The organism is Burkholderia sp. MR1-5-21, assembly GCF_053427715.1.
Window position 1 is genome coordinate 23,647 of sequence record NZ_JBSAXD010000045.1, and the last position, 15,581, is coordinate 39,227.

At 62.5% G+C, this 15,581-nt stretch carries 8 protein-coding genes; 7 read left to right on the plus strand and 1 reads right to left on the minus strand.

Going from position 1 to position 15,581, the window contains the following annotated elements; all coding sequences use genetic code 11:
* Nucleotides 1-551: 551 nt before the first annotated feature.
* The 7 genes from amaB (at nucleotide 552) to ACV229_RS37190 (ending at nucleotide 12,763) form a co-directional block, all read left to right on the plus strand.
* A complete protein-coding gene (gene amaB / locus ACV229_RS37160) occupies nucleotides 552-2,063 on the plus strand; it encodes an L-piperidine-6-carboxylate dehydrogenase (RefSeq protein WP_448088036.1) in 1,512 nt (503 codons plus the stop codon).
* Nucleotides 2,064-2,603: 540 nt separating this feature from the next.
* Complete coding sequence (locus tag ACV229_RS37165) at nucleotides 2,604-3,110, plus strand: hypothetical protein (RefSeq protein WP_448088037.1); 507 nt, start codon at nucleotides 2,604-2,606, stop codon at nucleotides 3,108-3,110.
* Nucleotides 3,111-3,113: 3 nt separating this feature from the next.
* A complete protein-coding gene (locus ACV229_RS37170; protein ID WP_448088038.1) occupies nucleotides 3,114-3,671 on the plus strand; it encodes a hypothetical protein in 558 nt (185 codons plus the stop codon).
* Between the two features lie 197 nt (nucleotides 3,672-3,868).
* Nucleotides 3,869-7,708 (plus strand): calcium-binding protein, encoded by a 3,840-nt coding sequence (locus tag ACV229_RS37175; protein ID WP_448088039.1) that lies wholly within the window; start codon nucleotides 3,869-3,871, stop codon nucleotides 7,706-7,708.
* A 96-nt stretch (nucleotides 7,709-7,804) separates the two neighbouring features.
* Entirely contained in the window at nucleotides 7,805-9,991 is a 2,187-nt protein-coding gene (locus ACV229_RS37180; RefSeq protein WP_448088040.1) for a type I secretion system permease/ATPase, read from the plus strand.
* Nucleotides 9,982-11,331, plus strand: coding sequence for an HlyD family type I secretion periplasmic adaptor subunit (locus tag ACV229_RS37185; protein WP_448088041.1), 1,350 nt, complete (start codon nucleotides 9,982-9,984; stop codon nucleotides 11,329-11,331). Before ACV229_RS37180 ends, ACV229_RS37185 begins: the two co-directional genes overlap by 10 nt.
* Nucleotides 11,332-11,362: 31 nt before the next feature.
* Nucleotides 11,363-12,763 (plus strand): TolC family protein, encoded by a 1,401-nt coding sequence (locus ACV229_RS37190; protein ID WP_448088042.1) that lies wholly within the window; start codon nucleotides 11,363-11,365, stop codon nucleotides 12,761-12,763.
* Nucleotides 12,764-12,872: 109 nt separating this feature from the next.
* On the opposite strand, the gene ACV229_RS37195 is transcribed toward ACV229_RS37190, so the two are convergent.
* Nucleotides 12,873-15,332, minus strand: a complete 2,460-nt coding sequence (locus ACV229_RS37195) for a DUF3772 domain-containing protein (RefSeq protein ID WP_448088043.1) — start codon at nucleotides 15,330-15,332, stop codon at nucleotides 12,873-12,875.
* Nucleotides 15,333-15,581: the final 249 nt, after the last annotated feature.

Below are 15,581 nucleotides of genomic sequence, written 5' to 3' on the forward strand. Positions count from 1 at the left end.
GCGCGTCGCCTTCGTCTGGGGTCCGGCCGTGCCCGGCGAGGCGGGCAGGGCGGCTGTCGGCGCGCCGGGTGCTGTATCGCACGCCTTGACGCAGATCAGATTGTGTGGGGGCGAAGCGTGCGCAGCAAACGATATTTCCGAACTAGTTGATGCGTCTTTATCATCAAGTCCTGCCGCATCGCGGTGTGCGCGGCAATCGCGCCGTCCGCCCGGGCTTGATGCGCTGGACGCATGCCGCGACAACCCGAAGGGTCAGGCCGGATTCCATGGTGTGATGCGTTTTGGGAATGAAGTCGTGAGTTAATATCAATAGCCGCCCGACTTGTGGACACCGACAATGCTGGTCATGGATCGCGGCTCGCGAGGCGAGGCCACGTGCGACGGCAGAGGCGAACCGGCGATGGCCGGCGCCGAGTGGCCTCGTATGGCCGGATAGCGGCAGGCTTGCCCGGGCGCGTATCCGCTTGCACCGGGCGCGCGAACGCGCTCCAATCGAATCACGAGGGCGGCGTCGCCGCCGCACCGATCAATCTGTCCCTGAAGAGGAAGTGATGCAATTCAACGACATTCTCGCCGCGCTCGACGTCGATCTCGCCCAGTGGAAAGGCAATGCGCTGACCGCGCGCTCGCCGCTCGACGGCGCGACGCTGGCGACGCTGGCCGTCGACAGCCCCGCCGATGCAGAGCGCAAGATCGACGCCGCGCACGCGGCATTCCTCAAGTGGCGCACGGTGCCCGCGCCGGTTCGCGGCGAATTGGTGCGCGTGTTCGGCAACGTGCTGCGCGAGCACAAGGACGCGCTCGGCCGGCTGGTCACGCTCGAGGCCGGCAAGATCACGTCGGAAGGGCTCGGCGAAGTGCAGGAAATGATCGACATCTGCGATTTCGCGGTCGGCCTGTCGCGCCAGCTTTACGGCCTGACGATCGCATCCGAGCGCCCGGGCCACCGGATGATGGAGACGTGGCATCCGGCCGGCGTGTGCGGCGTGATTTCCGCGTTCAACTTCCCGGTCGCGGTGTGGGCGTGGAATGCGGCGCTCGCGTTCGTGTGCGGCGATCCGGTCGTCTGGAAGCCGTCGGAGAAAACCCCGCTCACCGCGATCGCGTGCCACGTGCTGCTCGGCAAGGCGCTGCGCGAGTTCGACAAGACGCATCCGGGCGTCGCGCCTGAAGGCCTGAGCCAGCTCGTGCTCGGCATGCGCGATGTCGGCGAGGTGCTGACGTCGTCGAAGAAGGTGCCGATCGTCAGCGCGACGGGCAGCGTGCGGATGGGCACGGAAGTCGCGAAGGTGCTGAGCCAGCGTCTCGCGCGCGGCATCCTCGAACTCGGCGGCAACAACGGGATGATCGTCGCGCCGAGCGCGGATCTCGACCTCGTCGTGCGCGCGGTCACGTTCGCCGCGGTCGGCACCGCAGGCCAGCGCTGCACGACGCTGCGCCGCCTGATCGTCCATCGCAGCGTCGTCGACCAGCTGCTGCCGCGCCTCGAGAAGGCCTATGCGTCGGTGAAGGTCGGCAGTCCGCTCGAAGCGGGCACGCTGGTCGGGCCGCTCGTCGATCGCGCATCGTTCGACGCGATGCAGAAGGCACTCGCCGACGCGCGCGAGCAGGGCGGCGAAGTGAAGGGCGGCGAGCGTATCGACGTCGGTCATGCGGATGCGTACTACGTGCGTCCGGCCATCGTCCGGATGCCGGCGCAAACGGCAGTCGTCGAGCGCGAGACGTTCGCGCCGATCCTGTACGTGATGGTGTATGACGACTTCGCGGACGCGATCGACGTGCACAACGCGGTGCCGCAAGGCCTGTCGTCGGCGATCTTCACGAACGACATGCGCGAAGCCGAGCAGTTCATGTCGGCAGCGGGCAGCGACTGCGGGATCGTCAACGTGAACATCGGCACGAGCGGCGCGGAGATCGGCGGCGCGTTCGGCGGCGAGAAGGAAACGGGCGGCGGGCGCGAGTCGGGTTCGGATTCGTGGAAGGCGTACATGCGCCGCGCGACGAACACGATCAACTACAGTCGGGAGCTGCCGCTGGCGCAGGGGGTGAAGTTTGATGTTTGATGCGTGAGCGTCGTTTGCGGACGTGTATTGTGTGCTGATCGCTTACTGCGACTGACAATACGACGTTTATAGCTTTAGCGGAAAAGCCGGCCATGTGCCGGCTTTTTTGTTCTTCGAACGAACCAGCCAGAGGGGCCTTCGGATTCGCAAGGCGGATCAGATGGTGTCTCCAAGCGTTTGGAGTCGTTGGAAATGTCCGGGGAATTCACGATAGGACAGGTACGTAATTGATTGGGGTTTTTCGTATGAGTATGAAAATAAATGGTTTGCTTGTTTTCTTTCAATTCTTTCTATATCTTCGTGGCATTGCGTCTTGTCAGTGGGTAGTGTGATTCGTGGTTTCGATTTGATAACACTTTGAAATATTGATTAGGTATCCATATGGAGTGGGGGCGTGAGCCAAGATGGCGTGCTTGTGATAACGAGCGGGAAGGGGCTAAGCCGCATTGTAGGCCGCTATTGACGGAGGGGGGCGATGGCAAAGGGCCACGAAATATCTTTAGTTTCTTGTTCGAGCTCTATCGCAGGAGTCCGGCGCTCATGGTGTTGCATCTGGCAGGTGCACTGATTGCATGGTTTGCACCGGATGACGCGCTGACGCGTTGGCCTGTGCTGAAGACAATTGTGGTCAGTATCGGGGAAATATTTTCGTTGCTACCTAAGGCAATCGAGAAATCCCGGTTTCCTGAAGTAACTGCACTCTATTTCGCTCTGATGTTGGCCGCTACACCTCTCAGGATTTTTGAGGCATTTCGCCTTTGTTATGCAGAGAGGGAGAGGATAGCTCTTGGGTACTTGAATTATTCATGGAAAAGGAAAATTTCAGCATTCCTGGTTGCATTTTTGTTTGTATCTGGGAGTGTGTTTCTATTGATTTTTCGAGGTCAGTATTTTGATTGGAATTTTATGTCGGTTGGGCAATCGAAATTCTGGCTCGGAATGGTTGGGCCATTGTTTGCAGGTGGATATTTGATAATTTGCTTTGTTGCAGGCGTTGTGGCGATGCTTTCTTTGTTGCGCTGCGTATTTCTTATTGATAGAGGGTGAGATATGGCTTGGTATGAGCTCGATGAATGGGATGCGTTGGGGGCGTCTGGTGAGGGGGTGAGGGTAGCCTTGCAAAATATTGCTACCCAATTGGAAGGAGTCGCAGAAAGCTCTGCAAAGTTGTCCACTGACGCGGCGGCGCGCGCTGAATATGCCCGAACTATGTGGAAAAATCTCGACTCACTAAGTGTTGGCGCGGTCAAGGCGCTCGATAGTGTTGATCGTAGTCGACTCGATGCTCAAGTAATTGCGCGAGTCGAAACTATGCGAGCGGAATTGGGCAAGATGCGCTCGTTTTTGGAGATTGCTCAGGAGGCCGGTACATCTGCGAAACGGATGTCTGCTATTGGGGGGAAATTAGGCGGTATTATTTCTGCCGTTCAATTGATATGGGTTGTCAAAAATCCGAGCGCGTCATCCTATGAAGTAATCGACACCGCCGTTGGAATATTGGGCGGTATTGTCGGCGCGGCCGTGGCCACCGTTCTTCTACCTGCATCTATTTCGGCCTTTACGGTGGGCGTAGCCGCCGTGGGGGGGGTATGTTTGTTGGAGCCCTAGCTAAAGGTGCTTGGGAGGAATATATTGCACCGAACGTCCTTGGCCTGACCGCAGACAACAGCCCGCTTTTTCGTGATGAAGTGTCGCGCACTATCGACCGGCTGATGGGAGTGCCATCGTCTGGTGTGACTGTGGCAAGTATTCGTACCGATGGAGACTGGAAGATCACAAGGTACAGCAATGGTGTCGAGATAAAAATGTCGACTCTGTCGCTCGAGAATTACCCGCCGGGGTTTGAGCCAGGATACATCGCGGTTGGAGACCGGTGGGAAGGGTATTCAATCCAGATCACCACGCCCAACGGAAAGGGCGGCCGTACCGTCCAGTACATAGGACAATCTGGCACGATCACAAAAGCCGACACCAACGGTGACGGCATATTCGATAACATCAAAAAAGAAACACGCGTCGGCGATGGCGCAAGCATAGTCCGCGAAGACACCAACGGCGACGGCATCGCCGATCGCAATTTCGTGGTGAACAACGGCCAGCGCTACGACCTGTCGAACGCACGCGATGCAATCTTTGCCGACAGCCTGCTGTCGCGGTATCGCGCGACGGGATTGCTGAGCGGCGCGAGCTACCTGAACCTGAGTCAGGTCATTTCGCAAACCCTGACCTACGGTGGCCGCAACGACTACGGATTCACGATGCCGTCCGGCTGGTACAACCCGATCGGCGCATTCTACGAAGCGAAGAGCCAGAACCTCGACACAGCCGTATCGATCGCCAGCAAGACCCCGGTGCTGCTCAATGCGCATCGACAGGGCCTGAATACCGGGATACTGAATGCGATGGACGCGAATCGCGACGGCAAGCTTTCGGGGGCGGAATTGAATGGTCTGCAGGTGTGGATCGATGCCAATGAAGACGGCATCGCCGACGCTGGCGAATTCCGGACTCTCGCCCAGGCAGGCGTCTCCGAAATCCGCGCGATCGACTACGACATCCTGACTCGCGGAAACAGCCGCTATGCTGCAGCGCCGGTTGCCACACCGGCGAAGGGTAACGAAGCGGCTGGCCAGCCCGGCAGGATTTACGTCGCACCGGCGGTGCCGTTCTCGAACTATCGCAACCTGCGCGATAGCGACAACATCTACGTGACCGGTGCCGAGCAATTCATCTTCTTTCAGTCCAGCCAGATCAAGGTCAACAACAAGAATCGCTCCTATCTCATCGGAACCGACGGCAACGATGTGTTCGACGCGAGCTATTACGCAGCATACGGCCACTGGATCAACAGCAGCCTGCTCGTGAACTTCCTTGCCGGCGACGGCGACGACACGATGGGCGGCAGCACGCGCAACGACAACCTGTGGGGTGGAACCGGCAACGATGTCCTCTTCGGGTACGCCGGTGACGACAGGCTGTACGGCGAGGAAGGCGACGACGAACTGAACGGCGGTGACGGAAACGACGTGCTCGATGGCGGCACGGGCAACGACAAACTCTTCGGCCAAGCCGGCAACGACATCATGAATGGCGGCGATGGCGACGACATCATGATGGGTTTTACCGCCTCGAACGAAAGCAAGCAATCGCTCGCGCCAGGCGAAACGGATGACGACATCATGTACGGCGGCGCCGGCAATGACCGGATGTGGGGCGGTTTGGGCAACGACTACATGGACGGCGGCGACGGTGCGGATCTCGTTTTCGGTGGCCATGGGAACGACATCGTGTTCGGCGGCACGGGCAATGACGAATTGCACGGCAACGAAGGCAACGACCGGCTGTTCGGCGAGGCGGGCCATGACCGGATCTTCGGCGAGGCAGGCGACGACGTGATCTGGGGCGGCGACGGCGACGACGTGCTGGTCGGCTTCACGGCCAGCAATGACGCGAAGCAGTGGCTCGCATTCGGCGAATCCGATAATGACACGCTGTATGGGGGCAACGGTAACGATTCGCTATACGGCGGACTCGGCAACGACTACCTCGACGGCGGCAACGACGATGACTTCCTCGACGGTGGAGACGGTGACGACAGACTCTTTGGTGGCGCGGGCAACGACGAGTTGAATGGCGGCAACGGCCACGACATGCTTTCCGGCGAATCAGGCAACGACAAGATCTTCGGCGGCGCGGGCAACGACACGATCTGGGGCGGAGATGGCGACGACATTCTTGTCGGCTTTACCGGCAGCAATGAGGCGAAGCAGTCTTTGGCAGCGTGGGAATCCGATGACGACACGATCTACGGCGGGGCAGGAAACGATCTGATTCTGGGCGGCCTCGGCAACGATCTGCTCTACGGCGAGGCGGGCAACGATGAACTTCAGGGCGGGGACGGCAACGACCGGCTCTATGGCGGCGACGGCAACGACCGCCTCTTCGGCCAGGTCGGGAACGACATTCTGTATGGCGGCGCGGGCGACGATCTGCTGGTGGGTTTCACCGGCGACAACGAGGCGAAGCGGACGCTGGGTCCCGGCGAGTCTGATGACGATTATCTCTACGGTGGCGACGGCAGGGACACGCTGATCGGCGGTCTGGGAGACGATTATCTCGACGGCGGCGCAGGCGCGGACCACATGGAAGGCGGGCAGGGGAACGACACCTATATCGTCAACACCGTCAACGACGTGATTCTCGAATACGCGAACGAAGGCTACGACACAGTCATCAGCAGCGCGAATTACATTCTCAACGCGAACATCGAGGAACTGCGCCTCGTCGAAGGATTCAACATCAACGGCACCGGCAATGCGCTCGACAACCGGATTGTCGGCAACAGCGCGGACAACATCCTGGATGGCGTGACCGGCGCCGATACGATGATCGGAGGCAAAGGCAACGATACCTACTATGTCGACAACGTTGGCGACCGGGTCGTGGAATTCGCGGGAGAAGGAATCGACACCGTGCAGAGCAGGATCAGCTATGTGCTGGGTGACCACGTCGAGAATCTGAACCTGCTGGATTTCGGCAAGCCTGAAAAAGGTCTCGTCGATGACGCAGCAGTTCTGGTATACGGCTACCCGAAGGCCAACGAACTGGATTACATGCAGGGCGATGCGATTCCGACGTTCCAGGGCACTTGCGCCTTGACATCGATCGCCAATCTGCTCACGCAGACGGGGACGCCGACGACCGAGGGGGAGGTGGTGAGACGCGCGATCGAAAACCAGTGGGCTGTTACCAGTCCGACTGCGACTGATTACCAGCGAGGCGGGTCGAACTACATCCAGCAACAAGCGCTTCTCGGCAGCTACGGCATCGCGAACAATTTGCTTGCCGGGTATGACGAGCATGCAATCGCCAACCTGATTCGTAGTGGTCGCGGCGTGATTCTCGCGCTGAATGCCGGTCGATTCTGGGAAGACGGTGCCTATCTCGACAACGGTGGGGTCAACCACGTCGTGACCGTGACCGGCGCGGTGTACGGAGAGGCCGACGGTACGCTGAAGGGCTTCTATATCGCCGACTCGGGCCGTCGGCGCGTCAGCGACATGACTCGCTACGTGAGCCTTCAGGAGTTCAGGTCGGCTGCCAATGTGCCGAATGCCTATGCAATCTATACAGCCGAGGCATTGAAATTGTGGAACGAGGACATCAACGGCACCGGCAACGCGCTCGACAACACGATCGTCGGCAATCGGGGCAACAACGTGCTCGACGGCGGCGCAGGCAATGACATTCTGGTGGGCGGATTGGGCAACGACACGTACCGCTTTGGCCGCGGTTCGGGGCGCGACACGATTCGGGACGAGGACGTCACGGTCGGCAACAGCGATGTGATCAGTATCGGCAGCGGCGTATCCACGGATCAATTGTGGTTCCGTCATGTCGGGAATGATCTCGAAATCAGCATTCTGGGTACCGGCGATACTGCCTGGGTCCAGGATTGGTACCGCGGGGCTCAGCATCAGATCGAGCAGATCCGGACGGCCGATGGACGGACACTCGTGAATTCCGATGTCGAGAATCTGGTGCAGGCGATGGCGGGCTGGGCGCCGCCGGCAGCCGGTGCCGTGACGCTGCCGCTGGATTACCAAAAGGCACTCGCACCGACGCTGGCCGCCAACTGGCGGTAATACCTGTTATCGGAAGCGCTTCGGCCAGACATCTTGTCTGGCGCGAAGCGCTCCTTTGCATGCTGTAGCACACTCTTCTCGCAGTTTCTTCTCCCTATGGACAGCCAAACTTCGCGGCCTGCCGCGCCGCGCGCGACGCAGGAGGCCGATTCCGGTCTGGCGGTCGTGCTGGCGATGGCCAGCCTGCACGGCATCGCTGCCGACGAGGCCGCCTTGCGGCACGAATTCGGCTTCGACCGTTTCGATACTCGCACGATCCTGCGAGCTGCCCGCTCGCTCGGCCTGACGGCACGGGCCGTTCGGCAGGATCCGACGCGGCTCGATCGTGCGCCGTTGCCGGCGGTCGCACAGTCGAAAGACGGCGGCGGTTATTTTCTTGTCGGGCATTATCAGGCCGGCGACGGTTCGCGGGCGCCTCGCGCGCTTATTCAGATCCCCGGCGCCCCCCCGAAAGTGCTGACGCGAGACCAGCTGCTTGCGATCTGGACCGGCGAACTCGTCTATTTCACGAGCAGAAGCAGCATTGCCGGTGCGCTCGCGCGATTCGACTTCAGTTGGTTCATCCCGGCAATCGTGACCTACCGGAAGCTGCTCGGCGAGGTCGTCCTGATTTCATTGGTACTGCAGTTGATTGGCCTCGCCACGCCGCTGTTCTTCCAGGTCGTAATGGACAAGGTACTGGTCAATCACGCAATGAAGACGTTGAACGTGATCGCGGTCGGGCTCATCTGCGCAACGCTGTTCGAAGCGGCGCTCACCGGCATCCGAACCTGGGTGTTTGCTCACACGAGCAGCAAGATCGACGTCGAACTCGGAGCGCGACTTTTTCGTCATCTGCTGGCGCTGCCTCTGGCCTGGTTCCAGGCGCGCCGTGTCGGCGATTCGGTTGCGCGCATTCGCGAGCTGGAGAACATTCGCGCCTTTCTGACCGGCAATGCGGTAACCCTGGTGATGGACCTGGCCTTCTCCATCATCTTTCTGGGCGTGATGCTCTGGTACAGCGCGTGGCTGACCCTGATCGTCGTCGTCTCGATTCCGCTGTACGTCTTGCTGTCCTTTGCATTGACGCCAGTCATCCGGCGGCGCCTGAACGAGAAGTTCAACAAGGGTGCCGAGAATCAGGCATTCCTCGTGGAGACGATCAGCGGCATCGACACGGTCAAGGCGTTGGCGCTGGAGCCGCGCTGGACGGAGCGGTGGGACCGGCAACTGGCCGCCTACGTGAGCGCCGGCCTGTCGACGACCAACGTCGCCACGATCGCAAGCGGCGGCGTGACATTGATCAGCAAGCTGGTGACAGCGTCGATCATGTGGTTGGGGGCGACGCTCGTCATCGACAGCAGGTTGACCGTGGGCGAGCTCATCGCATTCAACATGCTGGCCGGACAAGTATCGAGCCCGATTCTGCGTCTGGCGCAGCTTTGGAACGACTTCCAGCAGGTCGGAATTTCGATGGGGCGGCTCGGCGACATCCTGAATGCGGTCCCCGAAATCGCCGGCAAGAAGACGCGGCTGCCGCGCCTTTCGGGCACCGTCGAGTTCGACCAGGTGTCTTTCCGGTACAGGCCGGATGCGAGCGATGTGATCCGGCATGTCTCCGTCAGGATCGCCGCCGGTGAAGTGATCGGCATCGTGGGGCGTTCGGGTTCGGGCAAGAGCACGCTGACAAAACTGGTGCAGCGTCTGTATGTGCCGGATCGCGGCCGGGTGCTGGTCGACGGGCAGGACCTCGCCGTGATCGATACGGCAAGCCTGAGGCAGCAGATCGGTGTCGTCCTTCAGGAAAACACGCTGTTCAACCGTTCGGTACGGGACAACATCGCCCTGGCCCGACCGACAGCCTCGATCGAGGCTGTGATCGAGGCGGCAAAACTGGCCGGCGCCCACGAATTCATCTGTGAGCTTCCCGAAGGGTACGACACATTGGTGGGCGAGCATGGCACGGGACTCTCGGGCGGACAGCGCCAGCGCATCGCGATCGCACGGGCACTGATGACGGATCCGCGCATCCTGATCTTCGACGAGGCGACCAGCGCGCTCGACTACGAATCCGAAGCCATCATTCAAGCGAACATGCGCCGCATCTGTGAGCGCCGCACAGTCATTGTCATTGCGCATCGCCTTTCGGCGGTGCGCGACGCAAACCGGATTCTCGTGATGGAACGCGGGCAGATTGCGGAGAGCGGCTCGCACGAGGCGTTGCTGCAGATTCCGGGTGGCATCTATGCACGTTTGCATGCATTGCAGCAGGACGGTCGTGACGTATCCGGAGCATGCGCGTGAGTGCGAGGCAACTGATACAGGCTTGGCGCGAACTGTTCGGACGTTACCGGGACATCTGGCTTCATTGCTGGGAACGCCGCCATCGAATGACACTGCCGAGGTTCGACGCGCACGAGGCCGAATTTCTGCCGGCAGCCTTGGCCGTGCAGGCCGCTCCCGTGTCGCCGATGGGACGGTGGGTCGCCCGCATTCTGATGCTGCTGGTCGTGACGCTGGTCGCGTGGGCGTGTTTGGGCAAGATCGACATCATCGTCAATGGCAGCGGCAAGATCATCCCGTCCTCGCGCACCAAGACGCTGGCGGTGGTGGAGGTGGCGAGCGTGCGGGCGCTGCACGTGCGTGACGGCCAGACGGTGAAGGCCGGCGACGCGCTGATCGATCTCGATACGCGCGTCATCGACGCGGAGCGTCAGAAGGCGGATGGCGATCGGATGAACGCGGCATTGCAGGTTGCGCGGGCTCGGGCCCTGATCGAGGCGATCGAAACGGGGCGGCAACCCCGCCTGTCCGGTATCGAAGGGGCGCCGACAGAGCGTCTGCGTGAAGCCGAGCGTCACCTGATGGGTCAGTGGCGTGATTTTGTCGCGCGGCGTGATCGGTTCGATGGCGAAGTTCGTCGCTACAGTCAAGCGCTCCCGCTCGCCGCACGTCGGGCGAGGGACTACGCCGAACTCCTGAAAACGCATGATGTTGCCGAACACGCGTGGATCGAGGCCGAGCAGCAGCGGATCGACACCGAAGGGCAATTGGCCGACGCACGTCACCAACGCGCGGCGCTGGTGGCAGAAACGCGCAGAAATGCACAGGACGCGCAGAACGACGCGCAGCGAGTCGTGGACGCGTCCGCACAGGATGTGCGCCGGGCAGAGGCACACGGCGAGCTGTTGCAACTGACCGCGCCAGTCGACGGCACCGTGCAGCAGCTTGCGGTGCATACCGTTGGCACGGCGGTGCCGGCCGCGCAGCCGCTGATGCAGATCGTGCCTCGGGAGACCGCAGTGGAGATGGAGGCGTTCATCGAAAACCGGGATGTGGGCTTCATCAAGGAGGGGCAGCCGGCAAGCGTGAAGATCGATGCATTCGAGTACACGAAGTACGGGACCGTGCCGGCGACCGTCAGTCATGTATCGCGCGATGCGATTGAGGACGAGAAGAAGGGGTTGATTTATGCGGTCAAGGTGACGCTCGATCGTGCCACGCTGCTCGTGGACGGCCGTGAGATCAGGCTGTCTCCCGGGATGTCGGGCAGCGTCGAGATCAAGACCGGTATGCGCCGTGTGATCGAATACGTGCTGTCGCCGCTGCTGCAGCACAGCCGGGAGAGTTTGCGTGAGCGCTAGGATCCTGAGTCGGTTCAGATGCCGCCGACGGATGCGTGACGTACTGCTCGCTTTGATCGCCTGCAAGGCTCACGCGGCGGGTGTTCCGGATGTATTGACCGATCCATTGCTGACTCGGCCGCCAGTGCTGGACACGGGGGCAGGGCTCCCGGGAGACGACGTCCCCGCCGTTTGCCCGCCGTCCGTCAATCTGGTGCGGCCATTGACGCTTGGCGATGCGGTGGACCATGCAATGTGTCACAACCCGCGAATCCGGGTCGCCTGGGCGTCGATCAAGATTCAGGCCGCGGCGTTGGGTGAGGCGAGGTCGGCGTGGCTTCCCACGCTCAATGGATCGGTGAACTGGCTCGCCGCGCACAGCCGTTATCCGCAGGCGCCGTCGATGAATAGCCGTGGCACCGGGACCACGTCGAATGCAAGCATGAACTGGCGACTGCTCGATTTCGGTGGGCGGGCCGCGAACCGGGGCGCGGCGCAGCAGCTGTTGACGGCCGCGTTGGCGAGCCACGACGCCGCGATGCAGAAAGTCGTGGCGGATGTCATCGGAAGTTATTTCGATGTTCAGAACGCGCAAGCTGCCTTTGCAGCGCGTACCGAGTCTGCGGGTCTTGCCGAATCTACGTTGCTTGCATCGCGTCAGCGTCTGACCAAAGGCGTCGCGGCGCGCAGCGACGCGCTGCAGGCGGAAACGGCGCTGGCGAAGGCGAGGTTGGCTGCGAGGCGGGCTGGTGGCGACGTGGCTCGGGCTCGCGCGGAACTCGTTTATGCGATGGGGCTGCCGGCCGGCACGCGGATCGACGTGACGGAGGCAGCGGCGCCGGTTGCGACGGATGCGTTGCGCGAACTGGGTGACTGGCTTCGCGAGGCGGAACGGTCTCACCCGGAAATCACGGCCGCGCGCGCTCAATGGGAGGCCGCGAAGGCGAAGGTGACGACAGCGCGGTCGGAAGGCCTGCCGACGCTGGACTTGAGTGGCACGTTTTCCCGGAACGGTTATCCGAATCAGGGATTGCAGTCACTACGTTCGACACAGACGAGCATCGGTCTGACCCTGACCATTCCGTTCTTCGAAGGCTTTTCGCGGACGTATCGGATTCGTGGGGCGCAGGCTCAGGCCGAACAGGCACAAGCGCAACTGCTCGACACGCAACAGCAGATTCTGCGTGAGGTGCTGAAAGCGCATGCGGACGCCGAGACCGCCATCGGCAATCTGGATGCATCCGCACAGCTGTTGGTTGCCGCTGAAACGGCGCTGGCTTCGGCACACAATCGTTACGCGCTCGGAGCCGGGGATATCCTTGAGCTGCTTGCGGCGCAAGCGGCCTTTTCCGAGGCACGTCAGGAGCGCGTGCGCGCGCTCGCCGACTGGGAATCGGCGCGGCTCCGTCTGTTCGCCAGCGCAGGCATCATGGGGCGATGGGCAATACGGTAGCCCGCAAGGCGGACGACGGCGCAGCATACAGCGCCGCTCAGGCCGGAATCGGATCGAGCGCGCATGCGGCAGTTCGAGCACTTTGCAGACCTTCGAGCCCAAACGTCCATTAGCCTCCCGCTTCGTACGCATCCTCCGCCGGCATGTTCTGCACCATCAGCATCTGCGGACTCGACAGCGTGATCGACGCCGCGCGCAGCCGCTTCAGGATCTCGAACAGCAGGTCGCTCTTCGTCGACGCCGTGATCCGCGGGCTCGCGACGTAACCCGTCACGCTCAGCGTGATGCCGTCCGGCGTGAGCTGGCTGAACGTCACCGACGGCGCGGGCTTGTCCAGAATCGTCGGATGGTCGCGATAGGCATCGAGCAGCAGGTCGCGCACCTGTTCGGGGTCCGTATTCAGCGGGAACGTCAGCATCAGCGTCGCGACGCCCTGCGTGCTGTTGCCCATCGTCACGTTGCGCACGTTCTGCGAGATCAGCTGCGAGTTGGGCACGATCATGGTCGAGCGGTCGCTCAACTGGATCTCGGTCGCGCGCACGCTGATCCGGCGGATGTCGCCTTCCACGCCGCTGATGCTGATCATGTCGCCGACCTTCACCGGCCGCTCGGTCAGCAGGATCAGCCCCGACACGAAGTTCTTCACGATCTCCTGCAGGCCGAAGCCGATACCGACCGACAGCGCGCTGACGATCCACGCGAGGTTGTCCCATTTGACGCCGAGCAGCGACAGCGTCATCAGCACGAGCAGCACGTAGCCGACGTTGGTGAACAGCGTGATGAGCGACGCGCGCATGCCGGGATCCATGCCGAGCGCCGGCATGAACTCGTTGTCGAGCCAGCGCCGCACCGCGCGCAGCAGATAGAACCCGACCGCGAGCCCGATCGCCGCGTTCATGATCCGGTCCGGCATGATGTTGAGGCTCTGCAGCCGCTGGCCGCCGAGCATCGCGAGCAGGCTGTCGAGCAGGTCGCCGGGCGTCGTGCCGAAACCGCCCGTCATCAGCGCGACCACTGCGAACAGCATCAGCAGGCTGGTGCCGAGACCCGACAGCACGGTCTGCGCCTGCTCGAGATGCCTGTCGCTGAGCCCGAACAGATGCTTGATCTGCTTGCCGCTCGACAGGTGCGCGGCGAACAGGGTCGCGCACGCGTCGCGCGTCAGTTGCGTGAGTACGTAGACGCTGCACAGCACGATCTCGAACCACACCAGCTCGTAGGTGATGAAGCGCGCGACCGTGATGTAGCCAATCGCGAGCGCGGCCAGCGACGCGATGATCGCGAGCGTGACGCCGGCGTGGATCAGCCCCGCGAGCGTCGAGCGCTGTTCGGGCGATTCGCCGGCCGCCGCGAGCGCGCTGCGCACACGGTTCGAGCGCAGCAGCGACGCGCCGACCGTCAGCGCGACGACGAGCGACACGATGCCACGGCCGAACAGCGTGACCGACAGGCTCGTGTCGACGATCCGGTTGATCGATTCGAGCGTGCCGGACACGAGCAGCAGCCCCGCCAGCACACCCGGGAACGGACGCATCGCGCGCGCGACCGGATCGGCGAGCGCGGGCAGCCGCCACGACGGATGCCGCGTACACAGCAGCGCGCGGCCGAGACCGGCGATCAGTGCGCACGTGAGCGTCAGCTTCGCGAACTGCTCCCACAGGTCGCTCAGCGCCGGCGTGAGTTCGTAGTGGCGCGTCAGGGCGACGTAGAAGATCTGCACCGCGATTCCCGTGGTCAGCAGCGTCGCGACCGCGGTCGACAGCGCGAGCGCGCTGCGGCGCAGGCGGGTTTCGGGCAGGCGGTTCAGACAGAACCACGCGAGCGTGCGTTCGACGAGCCGCCGGCCGACGAGCCAGACCGCCAGCGCGACGAACAGCAGCAGCGCGGTCGTCGCGCGCTGCCCGGGCGTCCACGCCGACTGCAGCATGTCGCGCAGCTGCGAATTGAACGCGCCGAGCCGCACGGCGTCGCGCGGCGAATGCTCGACGAGCGGCGCCCAGAATTGCGCGCCGAAGATGCTGCCCGAGCGCAGCGCGAGCTGGTTCTTCAGCAGGCTGCGATGCAGTTTCGAGAACTGCTCGGTCAGGTTGGCGAGATTGTCCTTCTGGTCGGCGGCCTGCTTCAGCGCCGCGTCGATCTGCGTCTTGCGCGCGTTCAGCGTCGAGCGCTGCTGCGCGACGGCCGGCGTTTCGGGCGCGGCGCCCGGCGCAGGCGGCGGCCCGAGCACGTCGAGCTGCGCCTGGATCTGCGCGCGCTGCGGCCCCAGCTGAGCCGCCAGTTTCGCGACGTCGGCGCTCAGTTCCTGGGTCGCATCGGCGAGCGCGTCCAGCTCCTTGCTGTTCGTCGCGGCCGACGTTTGTTGCTTGATGCGGTCCTGTTCGACCTGCATCTGCTTCAGCTGCGAGATCGCGTCGTTCAGCGAGATCGTCGCGACGGGCGCGCCGACGGCGCTCGCGCTCGTCGCGGACGCCGCGAGCGGGAACGCGGAGGCCGTGGCGACCGGCAGCAGGTGCAGCAGGGCGATCAGCGCGAGCCGGCGTGCGAATGGGAGAAGTCGTTTTATCTGCATGGAATGTTTACGATTGGCTGACATGATCGACGTCTGCGAATCGTCGGAAGAGTGCCATGTTCGGGCTGACTGCATGTTACCCGTGCTCGCCAACGTGGCGCTCCCGGAAGTTGTGCATGCCGGCAGCGCGCGACCGGCGGCGCGGTGCGGTGCAGCGGCCGCCGCGTGCTGTTGCCGGAGGTAGCGCGCGGGACAGACCGTTACGCAATTTACACAATGTCGATGCGGGGTACGGTCTGAATGTAAAGA

Excerpts from the sequence above, each read along its gene's own strand:
- amaB (WP_448088036.1), top strand. The coding sequence starts at position 552 with ATGCAATTCAACGACATTCTCGCCGCGCTCGACGTCGATCTCGCCCAG.
- ACV229_RS37165 (WP_448088037.1), top strand. The coding sequence starts at position 2,604 with ATGGTGTTGCATCTGGCAGGTGCACTGATTGCATGGTTTGCACCGGAT.
- ACV229_RS37170 (WP_448088038.1), top strand. The coding sequence starts at position 3,114 with ATGGCTTGGTATGAGCTCGATGAATGGGATGCGTTGGGGGCGTCTGGT.
- ACV229_RS37175 (WP_448088039.1), top strand. The coding sequence starts at position 3,869 with ATGTCGACTCTGTCGCTCGAGAATTACCCGCCGGGGTTTGAGCCAGGA.
- ACV229_RS37180 (WP_448088040.1), top strand. The coding sequence starts at position 7,805 with ATGGACAGCCAAACTTCGCGGCCTGCCGCGCCGCGCGCGACGCAGGAG.
- ACV229_RS37185 (WP_448088041.1), top strand. The coding sequence starts at position 9,982 with ATGCGCGTGAGTGCGAGGCAACTGATACAGGCTTGGCGCGAACTGTTC.
- ACV229_RS37190 (WP_448088042.1), top strand. The coding sequence starts at position 11,363 with ATGCGTGACGTACTGCTCGCTTTGATCGCCTGCAAGGCTCACGCGGCG.
- ACV229_RS37195 (WP_448088043.1), bottom strand. The coding sequence starts at position 15,332 with ATGCAGATAAAACGACTTCTCCCATTCGCACGCCGGCTCGCGCTGATC.